This is a genomic window from Paracoccus thiocyanatus, from assembly GCF_900156255.1.
In the GTDB taxonomy this organism is placed as follows: Bacteria; Pseudomonadota; Alphaproteobacteria; order Rhodobacterales; family Rhodobacteraceae; genus Paracoccus; species Paracoccus thiocyanatus.
This window is the reverse complement of the sequence record NZ_FTMK01000002.1, coordinates 1-12,077: the sequence shown is the minus strand read 5'-3', so window position 1 is coordinate 12,077 and position 12,077 is coordinate 1. Positions and strand designations below refer to the sequence as shown.

The 12,077-nt window shown below is 68.1% G+C and carries 11 protein-coding genes; 2 read left to right on the top strand and 9 right to left on the bottom strand.

From position 1 onward, the window contains the following. Positions 1–43: 43 nt before the first annotated feature. Both F3H32_RS01465 and F3H32_RS01460 read right to left on the bottom strand, forming a co-directional pair. On the bottom strand, positions 44–1,237 hold the full coding sequence (locus F3H32_RS01465; RefSeq protein ID WP_149763780.1) for a zinc-dependent alcohol dehydrogenase: 1,194 nt from the start codon (positions 1,235–1,237) through the stop codon (positions 44–46). Further along, positions 1,237–1,851 carry an SRPBCC family protein gene (locus tag F3H32_RS01460; protein WP_149763778.1) on the bottom strand — a complete coding sequence of 205 codons (615 nt, stop codon included), beginning with the start codon at positions 1,849–1,851 and terminating at the stop codon, positions 1,237–1,239. The genes F3H32_RS01465 and F3H32_RS01460 overlap by 1 nt, the downstream gene beginning before the upstream one ends. Before the next feature lie 209 nt (positions 1,852–2,060). On the opposite strand from F3H32_RS01460, the gene F3H32_RS01455 reads away from it, so the two are divergent. Together F3H32_RS01455 and F3H32_RS01450 are read left to right on the top strand one after the other, a co-directional pair. Next, positions 2,061–2,672, top strand: a complete 612-nt coding sequence (locus F3H32_RS01455; RefSeq protein WP_149763776.1) for a UdgX family uracil-DNA binding protein — start codon at positions 2,061–2,063, stop codon at positions 2,670–2,672. A 165-nt stretch (positions 2,673–2,837) separates the two neighbouring features. Continuing rightward, the gene (locus tag F3H32_RS01450) at positions 2,838–4,553 is read left to right on the top strand and encodes a BCCT family transporter (protein WP_149763774.1); all 1,716 of its coding nucleotides are present in this window, start codon (positions 2,838–2,840) and stop codon (positions 4,551–4,553) included. A gap of 12 nt (positions 4,554–4,565) precedes the next feature. On the opposite strand, the gene F3H32_RS01445 is transcribed toward F3H32_RS01450, so the two are convergent. From F3H32_RS01445 to F3H32_RS01415, 7 genes are all read right to left on the bottom strand, one after another. Further along, a complete protein-coding gene (locus F3H32_RS01445) occupies positions 4,566–6,554 on the bottom strand; it encodes a 3'-5' exonuclease (RefSeq protein WP_149763772.1) in 1,989 nt (662 codons plus the stop codon). Continuing rightward, a complete protein-coding gene (locus F3H32_RS01440) occupies positions 6,554–6,919 on the bottom strand; it encodes a response regulator transcription factor (protein WP_115757090.1) in 366 nt (121 codons plus the stop codon). The genes F3H32_RS01445 and F3H32_RS01440 overlap by 1 nt, the downstream gene beginning before the upstream one ends. Then, positions 6,919–7,416 (bottom strand): hypothetical protein, encoded by a 498-nt coding sequence (locus F3H32_RS01435; RefSeq protein WP_149763770.1) that lies wholly within the window; start codon positions 7,414–7,416, stop codon positions 6,919–6,921. The genes F3H32_RS01440 and F3H32_RS01435 overlap by 1 nt, the downstream gene beginning before the upstream one ends. Positions 7,417–7,423: 7 nt before the next feature. Further along, positions 7,424–9,235 (bottom strand): DUF294 nucleotidyltransferase-like domain-containing protein, encoded by a 1,812-nt coding sequence (locus tag F3H32_RS01430; RefSeq protein ID WP_149763768.1) that lies wholly within the window; start codon positions 9,233–9,235, stop codon positions 7,424–7,426. A gap of 58 nt (positions 9,236–9,293) precedes the next feature. Then, on the bottom strand, positions 9,294–11,108 hold the full coding sequence (locus F3H32_RS01425; RefSeq protein ID WP_149763766.1) for a sodium:solute symporter family protein: 1,815 nt from the start codon (positions 11,106–11,108) through the stop codon (positions 9,294–9,296). 10 nt (positions 11,109–11,118) lie between these two features. Further along, positions 11,119–11,376: a DUF4212 domain-containing protein gene (locus tag F3H32_RS01420; RefSeq protein WP_115757098.1), complete on the bottom strand. Its 258-nt coding sequence runs from the start codon at positions 11,374–11,376 to the stop codon at positions 11,119–11,121. Positions 11,377–11,446: 70 nt separating this feature from the next. Continuing rightward, a partial coding sequence (locus tag F3H32_RS01415) for an AMP-binding enzyme (RefSeq protein WP_149763764.1) occupies positions 11,447–12,077 on the bottom strand: 631 nt, incomplete at its 5' end.

Genomic DNA, 12,077 nt, shown 5'->3' with positions numbered 1-12,077 from the left:
CTGAGCGCGCGCGGCTGAGCGCGCGCGGCTGCGCGAGGCGGCTTTAGCGGCGCGGCGCCGGGGCCTGTCCCGGCTTCAGCACCACCTTGGTCCATTCGTTCTGGTTGCCATGGAAGTTGCGATAGCCCTCGGCCGCATCCTCCAGCGGCAGCCGGTGCGAGATCAGGAAGGTCGTGTCGATCTGCCCCTCCAGGATGCGCTGCAAAAGCGGCCTTGTATAGCCCTGGACATGGGTCTGGCCGGTGCGGATCTGAAGGCCCTTCTGCATCAGCGCGCCCAGCGGAAACTGGCTGGCAAAGCCGCCATAGACGCCGGGGATCGACACCCGGCCGCCCTTGCGCACCGCCAGCAGCGCCATGCGCAGCGCATGCGCGCGATCCGCGCCGGGAAGCATCTTCTGGCGGGCGGAGTCCAGCAGGTTGTCGGGGGCAAAGCCGTGGCTTTCCATCCCGACCGCGTCGATCACCGCATCCGGCCCGATGCCCCCCGTCAATTCCATCAGCGCATCAAGGACGTGGCTGTGGCGATAGTCGATCACCTTGGCCCCCAGGTCGCGCGCCAAGGCCAGCCGGTTGGGGTGATGGTCGATGGCGATCACCTGCCCCGCGCCCATCAGCAGGGCGGCCTGGACGCTGAACAGCCCCACCGGCCCGCAGCCCCACACCGCCACGCTGTCGCCCGGCTCGATCTGCGCATTCTCGGCCGCCATCCAGCCGGTGGGCAGGATGTCTGACAAAAACAGCACATCTTCGTCGGCGACCCCATCGGGGACCACGATCGGGCCCACATCGGAAAACGGCACCCGCACATAGTCCGCCTGCCCGCCCGGATAGCCGCCGGTCAGGTGCGAATAGCCGAAAAGGCCGCTCATCGCATGGCCGTAAAGCGGCTCGGTCGCGGCCTGGGTTTCGACCGGGTTGGAATTGTCGCAGGCCGAGAACTGCCCCTTGCGGCAAAAGAAACAAGCCCCGCAAGAGATGGTGAAAGGCACGACCACCCGCTGTCCGACCCTTAGCGTCGATCCCGGCCCGGTCTCGACCACGCGGCCCATGAATTCGTGGCCCAGGATGTCGCCCGCCTGCATGCCGGGGATCACCGCGTCGTAAAGATGCAGGTCCGAGCCGCAGATCGCGGTCGACGTGACCTCGATGATGGCGTCGCGGGGGTTGAGGATGCGCGGATCGGGCACCTCCTCGACGCGAACATCGTGCTTTCCGTGCCAGGTCAATGCCCGCATCACAAGGTCCTCCCTTGGCCCGAGGTCGCTATTTCGCCGGTTTCCAGCAGCATTTTCAGCCGCTTCAGCGCCTGGCTGCACAGCGTTTCGGGATCGGTGCCGCCCAGATGCGCCGCCCATCGCCCCGCCGCGCCCCAGCGCGGACGCCAGGCCACATGCGCCTCGACCTCGGTGCCGCGGCCGGCGGGGGCGTCGCGCAACTGGACCTTGGCCTCGACCTCGATTTCGGCATCCTCGACCGAACGCCAGGCCAGGGCCTCGTCCTCGCGATCCTCGACCAGGCGCGTCTGGATCTCGACCTCGCCGGCGGGCAGCGCGACGGTCCAACCGAAGCCCTCCGTCCCGTCCTGCCGCACGGCCAGCGCGTCGCCCAGGATGCGGTTCAGCAGCGCCGGGTCGCGCCATTGCGCATAGATGCGGCTGCGGGGGGCGGCGATGGTGACGGTGCGGCCCACCACCTGATAGCCGCCGAAATCCCGCCGCCGCGCCGTCCGGCCCGGCGCGTCGTCCGAACGGCGCGGGCCGGCCGCGCGCTTCCACATCCAAAGCCCGATTGCGATGGTCAGCGCCGCCGCGCCCGCCGTTACGGTCAGTTCTGCATGGCGTTTCGTCATCCTGCCTCCGCTGCGAAAATCAGGCCGCCCAGGCCGGTCCAGTTGCGGCGGGAAACCCGCGGACCGGCGAATTGTTCCTGCATTCACCCCGCGTCGCGCATCGACGCGGCCGGAACAATCCGCCGCCGGCCCGGTTGCCATGCAAGAAAGGAGCCGCGCCATGCCGCCACGCGACGACCAGAAGAAACATCCCCGTCCGCGGCGCGGCCATGTCTGACGCCGAGGTCGAGGCGGCATCGCTGGACGCGCTGGCCCTGGCCGAAGCGGCCTGCACCCGTTGTCCGCTTTATCGCCATGCCACGCAGGTGGTCCCCGGCGAAGGCCACCGCCAGGCCCGGATGATGGTGGTGGGCGAACAGCCCGGCGACAAGGAGGACCTTGCCGGACGCCCCTTTGTCGGACCGGCGGGGCGGCTGTTCGACAGCATTCTGGACCAGGCCGGCATCCCGCGCGACCAGATATTCGTCACCAATGCCGTCAAGCATTTCAAGTTTCAGCCCCGCGGCAAGCGCCGCCTGCACCGCAGCCCCAATGCGGGTGAAATCGACCGCTGCAACTGGTGGCTTGGACAAGAGCGCAAGCTGGTCGCACCGGCGGTCCTGGTGGCGATGGGGGCGACGGCGCTGCGCAGCCTTTTGGGCCGGCCGGCCACGATCTCGTCCCTGCGCGGCACCATCCAGCGGCTTTCCGACGACACGCCGATGGTCGCGACCGTCCACCCGTCCTGGCTTTTGCGCATTCGCGACAGCGCCCAGCGGGCCGAGGAAGAGGCGCGTTTCCTGGCCGACCTGCGCCGCGGCTGGCAGGCGCTGGACCGATGAAACGGCGGCGCATCCGCCCCTTGCGGTTCCGACGAAACGGGCAGTTCACGCCGAAGCGGATGGCAATGATAACCAAAACGTGAAACCCTGGAGGTTCGCCAGGCGCATGACGCGCCGAGTCGAAGCTTTCGGCGCCCGATCGAACCAAGAATGAGAAAGGGATGCATGTCAGAGACACCCCCGCATGAGACCCCCCATCGTCCCGGCGACGAGGGCCGCCCCGACCAAGCCCTGCCGGACCAGGATGCGACCGATACCGGCGTCGAGGCCCTGCCCCCGCCCGAGGGGGCGACCGAGATCATCGAGACCGATTATGAGATCGGCCAGGACAATATCGAAGGCGTCAAGCCGGTCGCCTTCGACATCCACAACCCGGTCTTCATGATCTCGGCCGTGGTCGTGGTGCTGTTCACCGCCTCGACCCTGATGTTTCCCGCCGTCCTTGGACCGTTCTTCGCCGGGTTGCGCGACATCGTGACCAGCAGGTTCGACTGGTTCTTCATGATCGCGGGCAATATCTTCGTGCTGCTGAGCCTGGGGCTGATCCTGTCGCCGCTGGGCTCGATCCGGCTGGGCGGCCCCGAGGCCACGCCGGATTTCAGCCTGACCGGCTGGTTCTCGATGCTGTTTGCCGCCGGCATGGGGATCGGGCTGATGTTCTATGGCGTCAGCGAACCCTTGGGCCATTTCACCGCCGCCTTGGGCGGGCCGGTGGTCGAAGGAGGGGTGCGCACCGACTGGGCGCCGCTGGACGGCGCGCCGGACGATCCGCTGGCCGCCCGCCGCCTGGCGATGGCCGCGACGATCTTTCACTGGGGCCTGCACCCTTGGGCGATCTATGCGGTGGTGGCGCTGGCCCTGGCGCTTTTCGCCTATAACAAGGGGCTGCCCCTGACGCTGCGCTCGGTCTTCTATCCGCTGTTCGGCGAAAGGATCTGGGGCTGGCCCGGCCATGTCATCGACGTGGTGGCGGTGATGGCCACGCTGTTCGGGCTGGCCACGTCGCTGGGCATCGGGGCCGAGCAGGCTTCGGCCGGCTTCGGCTTCCTGTTCGGATGGAGCGCCACCGACACTTCGAAGATCATCCTGATCGTCGCCATCACCGCGGTGGCGACGGCTTCGGTGGTCCTGGGCGTCGAAAAGGGCGTCAAGCGGCTGTCCGAGATCAACATGGTCCTGGCCATCATCCTGCTTTTCTTCGTGATCTTCGCCGGCCCGACCTGGCAGATCATCAGCGGGTTCTTTGGCAACCTGGGCGCCTATGCCACCAATCTCTTGCCGCTGTCGAACCCGTTCGGGCGCGACGACGACAATTTCCGGCAGGGCTGGACGGCCTTTTACTGGGCCTGGTGGATCAGTTGGTCGCCCTTTGTCGGCATGTTCATCGCCCGTGTCAGCCGCGGCCGCACCGTGCGGCAATTCCTGGTCGCGGTGCTGATCGTGCCCTCGATGATCTCGATCCTGTGGATGACCGCATTCGGCGGCACCGCGATCTCGATCACGCTGGCGGGCTATGCGGGCGTGGCCGATGCGGCGCTGGAATTGCAGCTGTTCCAGATGCTGTCGCAACTGCCGCTGACCGCGATCACCAGTTTCGTCGGCATCGTGCTGGTCATCGTGTTCTTCGTGACCTCGTCGGATTCCGGCAGCCTGGTGATCGACACCATCGCCGCCGGCGGCAAGATCGACGCGCCGGTGCCGCAGCGCATCTTCTGGTGCAGCTTCGAGGGGCTGGTCGCCATCGCGCTGCTTCTGGGCGGCGGGCTGACGGCGTTGCAGGCCATGGCGGTTTCGACCGGGCTGCCCTTTACGCTGGTGCTGCTGGGTGCCTGCTGGGCCATCGTCAAGGGCCTGCTTGCCGAGCGGCGCGAGCTGCGCTGACCGGGCGACAACTCAGCCGGCTGGCCCCGGCGCGGGGCCGGCCGGCGGTCCGCCCTGCGCCCCTGGCGCAGCCGGGCGGTTCGCATCCTCGATCAGGCGGCGATGGCGGCGGGCTTCGGCAAGAACATCCTCGAACTGCGCCAGCCCCTTGGCCTCCAGCGCCGCGATCAGCCGCAGATAGGCATCGGCGGTGGCGCGGGCATCGCCCATGGCGGTATGGCGCGCCTCGGGCTCGATGGTGATGCCAAGCCGTCCGGTCAGCGCATCCAGCGAATGCGGCGCCGACTGTCCCCACAGCATCGCCGACAGCAGGATCGTATCCAGCACCTGGTTGTCGAAATGCACCCCCGTCTCGGCCGCGGCGTGCCGCAACAGGCCCATGTCGAACGGCGCATTATGGGCGACCAGCAGCGCCTCGCCGGCGAAATGGCGAAAGGCGGTCAGCGCCGCGGTCATGTCCGGGGCGTCCTGCACCATCGCGTCGGTGATGCCATGCACGGCGGTAGCGCCGGCAGGGATCGGCCGGCCGGGATTGACCAGGGTTTCGAAGCGTTCGCCGGTCAGCCGGCCGCGGGCGATGCGCAGCCCGGCGATCTGCACGATACGGTCCGACGCCGGATCAAGGCCGGTGGTTTCGGTATCGAAGACCACGCAGGTCCGATCCGCCAGGCGCGCCTGTCCGGCGCCGCGCCGCGCCAGGGCGAAGTCATAGGTCAGCCCGGCGCTGTCGGCGCGATCCGGCACGACGGGCAGCGGCAGGACCAGCCGCGCCTGTCCGTCCTGCACCTCGGACCAGATGGCGGTGGCGTGGGCGGCCAGGATCTCGTGGCCGGTCAGTTCGGGCTGCGCCGGGTCTGGCGGCTCGGCCAGCCAGGTTTCCAGCCGGTCCATGGGCAACGGCGCGCCGGCCCAGGATAAAAGCAGCCGCGCCTCGGATGTCTCGGCTTCGGCGGCAAGTCGCGGGGCCAGGCCCTGCTGGCGCAGCCGGCGGTCCAGATGGCGCAGCAGCCCGTTGACCCCGGCCGCATCGGCCAAAAGCGCCAGCCGGGGCTGGTCGGGGGCCTGATCCAGCCCGGCGCCCAGCTCGTTCAGCCCCGCCCGACCCTGCGAGGCGTCGTCGGCGCCGGTCGCCGCGGCCAGTTCGCGCAGGGCTTGGGCCAGCCCCTGCCCCTCGGCCCGGATCGCCTGCGCAAGCGCGGGCGGCATCGGCCCGTCCAGCGCGCCCAGCATCGGCACCAGGGTCGCGGCGCGGCGGCGTAGCGTTTCGATCAGGGCGCGCGGCGCCGGGCGCAGCGGCGCGCGGTCATGCAGGATCAGCAACATGCCGTCGTCGACGCGCCGCATCCGCCCCCGCAGCCGCTGCCCCTGGGCGGTCAGGCAGGTCAGGTCGGTGGCCGAGGCCCCCGCGGCAAGCCGCGCCGCGCCCGCCTCTAGCGCAGCGGCGGGAAGATGGCGGCCGATTTGGCGGTCCAGCGCGATGCCAGGCAGCAGATGCGCGGCCGATGCATTGTAGAACACCACCCGCCCCGCCGCATCGGTCATCACCGCGCCGGCGCCGATATCGGCCAGAATCGCCTCAAGCGTCTCTTTCTCGCGCTGCAACTCGGTCGCGTGTTCGGCGATGGCCTCGGCCAGCGCCTCGGCCGAGCGCGCCCGCGCGCCGGCGGCATCGCGCGCGGCGGGGCCAAGGTCGGCCAGATAGCGGGCTTCCTCGATCTCGGGTGTCTGGCCGGTGCGCAACCCGCCGGCCAGAAGCTCGATCGGGCGGGCCATGTTGCGGTCGAACAGGAACCAGATCCAGGCGATCGCCCCCAAGGCGCCCAGGCCGGCCACCAGCGCCGCAAGCGCCAGCGCGTCCAGCATCGCCGGCATCGGGACGCCACGGCCCGAAAGGCTGGCCCCCGCCACCCAAAGCGCCGCGGCCAGCGCGGCCAGGATCGCAGCCGCAAGCCCGGCAAAGACCAGCAGAACCCGGACCCTTAGCGACAGCCGCGTCAGCATCACCCCTCCAGCAGCCGCGACAGCTCTGCGCGCAGTTCTGACAGTTCGAACGGCTTGGCGATGAACCCGTCCGCCCCCAGCGCCAGCCCCTTGCGGCGTTCCACGACCGAGCCGCGCGCCGTCATCAGCAGCACCCGCACATCGTTCAGCGCCGGATCGGCCCGCACGTCCTGCACGATCTGATAACCCGAGACGTCGGGCAGCATCACGTCCAGCAGCACCAGGTCGGGATGGCTGGCCCGGATTTCCGTGACCGCGCCGGCGCCGGTGGCCAGCCGCCGGTGGCTGTGGCCGTCGCGCGACAGCAGGAAATCCAGGGCAGTGGCGATGTTGTCCTCATCCTCGACCACCAGGATCCTTGCCATCAGCCCCCTCCTTTGCAGACGACGGAATAGGCCGGATCCGACGGGCCGGGCGGCGACCACGCGCCGCGCGCCGGCCGGACCAGCCCTTTCGCGCAATCGAATTCCTGCGGCACGACCAGCATGGGGCCGCGCCGCTCGACCAGGATGATGCCGGCCCGCCGGTTGCCCTCGGCCGTGTCCGAGATGCCGGCCGGGTCGATGGCGGCAAAGCGGATCGCGGCCGGGGCCAGATAGGTCCAGGGCGCCCAAAGCTGGCTGTCCCGGCCGACCAGCAGGACCTGCGCCCCCGGCGGCAGCCGCGCCACCGCGCGGTCATACCAGGCATAATCGTTCCAGATGGCATAGCTGATCATCGCCAGGCCGATGCCCGCGGGCATGAGCCAGCGCGCCGGCGCCGGGCCCAGTTTGCGCAGCAGGTGCATCCCCGCATAAAGCAGCGCCGCCGCGCCGATGCCCACCGCGGCCACGCCCAGCAGTTCGATCCCGATCCCGGTCATGCGCCTCTCATCCCAACATTCCCTTGCCATGGCCAAGCGCCGCTTGCATCCCGCGCACCACGACGAAGGCGTCGCGCAGGTGGCTGCGCTGGAAATCGGGCAGCGCGGCCGGCGCCAAGCCGTTTCCCGGCCGCTCACCCGCGCGGATCTGCGCCGCCTGGTTTTCCAGCCGCGTCGTCTGGATCAGGTCGTAGGCCGCGATCAGGTCGCGCGCGCCGCGCCCCGAGATGATGGCCGCGGCCTGCGCCTCGACCAGGCGGGCGCGGGTATTGACCGGCGTTAGCTGTCCCTGCAACGCATAGATGCGGGCAAGGTCCGTCACCGGCACGACACCGTTATGCTTCATGTCGATCTGGTTGCGATATTCGCCGCTGCGCGCGGTCGCAAAGCCGCCGATCAGCCCCAAGGGCGGGCGATGCTTCATCGCATTCGCGATCATATGCGCCACGAAGATCGAGTTCTTCGCCGCCATCCCCAGCGTTTCCGCCTGAAGCCCGTCAAGCAGCGCCGCGTCGCCGCCGATGGCGCGCAGGTCGAACATGACCGAGGCCAGCATCTGCGCCTGCGGGCTGGGATGGGCGATCCAGTCGCGGAAATAGCCGCGCCAGACCCGGCGCGGCTGGCGCCAGCGCGGGTTGATGGCCATCATTTCGCCGGGACAATAGACATAGCCGCAAGCGTTCAGCCCGTCGCAGACATGGCGTGCCAGATCCGCGAACCAGGGATCGTCGGGGTCGCAATCGTCGCCCAGGATCAGGCAATTGTCCTGGTCCGACAGGCCGGTCTGTTCCTGCCGCCCCTGGCTGCCGCAGGCCGCCCACAGCCAGGGACCCGGCGGCGGGCCCAGCCGCGTCTCGGCCAGGACCAGCAGGCGGCGGGTGACGGCATCGGCGATGTCGGTGATCATCCGGGTGACGGTTTCGTGCCGGTGATGCCCGTTGACCAGTTGCACCAGCAGTTCGGGAATGCGCGCGGTGGCCGCGACCATGCCGGCGATATCCTCGGCCTGGGCGATGTCGCGGATCAGCGCCGAGGCCGAGATCGCCTGCACCCGCGTCAAATCGGTCTGGCTGACCATGCCGACGAAGCGGCCCTTGTCGATCACCGGCAGATGGCCGATGCGGCGTTCCAGCATGATGTTGAGCACGTCATAGCCCAGGTCCGCGGGCGAAAGCGTGATCGGATCGGGCGTCATCACCTGCGCCACCGGCACATTGGCGTCGCGCCCCTCGGCGACGATGCGGTTCGACATGTCGCGGATCGTGACCAGCCCGACCAGCCGGTCCCCGTCCAGGACGCCGATGCTGCTGACGCGGGCGTCGCGCATGGCAAGGGCGGCGTCGATGGCCGGGGTCTGGGGGGTGCAGCTCAGCGGCGCCTTTCGCCCGATCAGGTCGCCCACCTTCAACAGGGCCAGGTCGCTGCCGCGGCTGCCGGGCAGCCCGACGCGGTCAAAGAAGCGCGCCACCGCGCGATGGCTGCCGATCAGCCTTGTCAGTTCGGCGCGCGGCAGCATCAGCACGGTCGCGTCATCCACCGCCGTCGCGGTGGTCACGGCCACGCCGTCTCGCAGCAAGCCCCTTTCGCCAAAGGAATGGCGCGTCGCCAGTTCGGAAACGGAATCCCCGGCGGAATCGGAAACGCGGACAAGCCCGCTTTCGATCAGATAAAGCCCCGCCAGCCTGTCGCCCTGGTGATAGATCACGCTGCCCGCCGGATAGGTGCGGCGCACGAATGCAGCGGCCGCCCGCGCCAATTCATCCGGCGACAGGCTGTCATAGGGATGGACCGAGGCGATGAAGGCGGCGATGTCGTTCATGAACCTGCCCTGCCGGCTGGGGGAAAGCCGCGCCCCCGCAAAGGGGCGCGGCCATTGGTCAATGGGCCTGCGCCGCGCCGGCCCCGCGCGGGACGCGGATGGATTCGACCAGTTCGCGCACCTCGGCCGGCGGTTCCTTGGTGGCCTGTGCCACCAGATAGGCCACCACGAAGTTGATCAGCGCGCCGACGGTCCCGAACGAGGCCGGCGAGATGCCCAGCAGCCATGCATCCGCCGTATCCGGCAGCATGTTGGTCCCCGAGATGAAGAACCAGCCCTTGTAGGTGAAGATATAGACCAGCGTCGCAATGACGCCGGCCAGCATCCCCGCGATCGCGCCTTCCTTGTTCATGCGCGTCGAGAAGATGCCCATCATCAGCACCGGGAAGATCGAGCTTGCCGCCAGGCCAAAGGCCAGCGCCACGGTCTGCGCGGCAAAGCCGGGCGGGTTCAGGCCCAGGATCGTCGCCACCAGGATCGACACCCCCATCGAGATGCGGGCGGCCAGAAGTTCGCCCTTTTCGCTGATGCCGGGGTTGATCGCGCCCTTGATCAGGTCGTGGCTGACCGCGCCCGAGATCGCCAGAAGCAGGCCCGCCGCGGTCGACAGCGCCGCCGCCAGGCCGCCGGCGGCGACGATGGCGATGACCCAGGCTGGCAGGTTGGCGATTTCCGGGTTGGCCAGGACCATGATGTCGTTGTTCACCGTGGTCAGTTCGTTGCCCTGAAGCCCCTGTTCGGCGATCACCGCCGCCAGCGGCTCGTTGGTGGCGGCCCCTGCCTCGCTGTAATACTGGATCAGGCCGTCGCCGTTCTTGTCCTCCCAGTTCAGCAGGCCGGTCAACTGCCAGTTGCGCATCCAGTGCAGGTCCTCGCGGGTCTCGATGTCGCTCAGCGACACCGCGGGCTGGCTGAACGTCTCGCCCGTCTCGGCGCCCGGCCACATGGTCGCGGTCAGGTTGAAGCGCGACATCGACCCAACCGCCGGCGCGACGGTGTAAAGCAGCGCGATGAAGACCAGCGCCCAGCCCGCCGATTTGCGCGCATCGGCCACCTTCGGCACGGTGAAGAAGCGGATGATGACATGCGGCAGGCCCGCGGTGCCGATCATCAGCGCCATGGTGAACAGCACCATGTCCAGCATCGAGCCGTGGTGCCCGGTATAGGAACGGAAGCCCAGATCGGTCACCACCTGGTCCAGCTTGGCCAGGAACTTGAGACCCGAGGCGTCATGCGTGCCGAAAAGCCCGGTCTGTGGCAGCACATGCCCGGTCAGTTGCAGCGCGATGAACATCGCCGGGATGGTATAGGCGATGATCAGCACGACGTATTGGGCAACCTGGGTATAGGTGATCCCCTTCATCCCGCCCAGCACCGCATAGACGAAGACCAGCGCCGCGCCGATCCACAACCCGGTCGAGCTGGACACTTCCAGATAGCGCGAAAAGGTCACGCCGACGCCGGTCATCTGGCCGATCACATAGGTGATCGAGATGATCAGCAGGCAGATCACCCCGATGATGCGGGCGGTCTGGGAATAGAAGCGGTCGCCGATGAATTCCGGCACGGTGAACTTGCCGAACTTGCGCAGATAGGGCGCCAGCAGCATCGCCAGCAGCACATAGCCGCCGGTCCAGCCCATCAGATAGGCCGAGGTGTCATAGCCGCCGAAGGCAAGGATCCCCGCCATCGAAATGAAGCTGGCGGCCGACATCCAGTCGGCGGCCGTGGCCATGCCGTTCATGACCGGGCTGACGCCGCGGTTCGCAGCATAGAATTCCGCCGTGGAACCGGCGCGGGTCCAGATGGCGATGCCGATGTAAAGCGCGAAGGACGCACCGATGACGATCAGGTTGAGGGTAAACTGGCTCATTGGATGCTCCTCACTCGTCCACGCCGTGTTCTGCGTCCAGCTTGTTCATGCGCCAGGCGTAGAAAAAGATCAGCACGATGAAGACCAGGATCGAGCCTTGCTGCGCGAACCAGAATCCCAGATCCGTCCCCCCGACCGAAATACCTGCCAGCACCGGCCGCAGGATGATCCCGAAACCATAGGACACCACGGCCCAGATGATCATGCATAGCCAGATCAGCTTAAGATTGGCCTGCCAATATGCGTTTGATGATTGCCTGTCACTCATGTCCTTCAAATCCTCCCATTTACAGACATGTCGTTTCCGTCTTTTCCCCCGGCGAAGGGCCCGCGCCGTTTCAGGCGCGATTCATCCTGTTTTCGATGAGGTCGTCGACGACGCCTGGATCGGCCAGGGTCGAGATGTCGCCCAAGGCTGCGAAATCGTCCTCGGCGATCTTGCGCAGGATGCGGCGCATGATCTTGCCCGAACGGGTCTTGGGCAGCCCAGGCGCCCATTGGATCAGGTCCGGCTTGGCGATCGGGCCGATCTCGGTGCGTACCCATTTCTCCAGCTCGGCGCGCAGGCCGTCGCTGGGCTCGATGCCGTTCATCAGCGTCACATAGGCATAGATGCCCTGCCCCTTCAGCGGGTGCGGATAGCCCACCACCGCCGCTTCGGCCACCTTCTCATGCGCAACCAGCGCCGATTCCACCTCGGCCGTGCCCATCCGGTGGCCGCTGACGTTGATCACGTCATCCACCCGCCCGGTGATCCAGTAATAGCCGTCCGCGTCGCGCCGGCAGCCGTCGCCGGTGAAGTAATAGCCCGGATATTGCTGGAAATAGGTCTCCATGAAGCGCTCGTGGTCGCCCCAGACCGTGCGCATCTGCCCAGGCCAGCTATCGGCGATGCACAGCACCCCCTCGACCCCGTCGCCGTCCAGCGCCACCCCGGTCTGCGCATCCAGCACCACCGGCTTGACCCCG

Coding starts and splice junctions, on each gene's coding strand:
- F3H32_RS01465 (WP_149763780.1), bottom strand. CDS start 1,237: ATGCGGGCATTGACCTGGCACGGAAAGCACGATGTTCGCGTCGAGGAG.
- F3H32_RS01460 (WP_149763778.1), bottom strand. CDS start 1,851: ATGACGAAACGCCATGCAGAACTGACCGTAACGGCGGGCGCGGCGGCG.
- F3H32_RS01455 (WP_149763776.1), top strand. CDS start 2,061: ATGTCTGACGCCGAGGTCGAGGCGGCATCGCTGGACGCGCTGGCCCTG.
- F3H32_RS01450 (WP_149763774.1), top strand. CDS start 2,838: ATGTCAGAGACACCCCCGCATGAGACCCCCCATCGTCCCGGCGACGAG.
- F3H32_RS01445 (WP_149763772.1), bottom strand. CDS start 6,554: ATGCTGACGCGGCTGTCGCTAAGGGTCCGGGTTCTGCTGGTCTTTGCC.
- F3H32_RS01440 (WP_115757090.1), bottom strand. CDS start 6,919: ATGGCAAGGATCCTGGTGGTCGAGGATGAGGACAACATCGCCACTGCC.
- F3H32_RS01435 (WP_149763770.1), bottom strand. CDS start 7,416: ATGACCGGGATCGGGATCGAACTGCTGGGCGTGGCCGCGGTGGGCATC.
- F3H32_RS01430 (WP_149763768.1), bottom strand. CDS start 9,235: ATGAACGACATCGCCGCCTTCATCGCCTCGGTCCATCCCTATGACAGC.
- F3H32_RS01425 (WP_149763766.1), bottom strand. CDS start 11,108: ATGAGCCAGTTTACCCTCAACCTGATCGTCATCGGTGCGTCCTTCGCG.
- F3H32_RS01420 (WP_115757098.1), bottom strand. CDS start 11,376: ATGAGTGACAGGCAATCATCAAACGCATATTGGCAGGCCAATCTTAAG.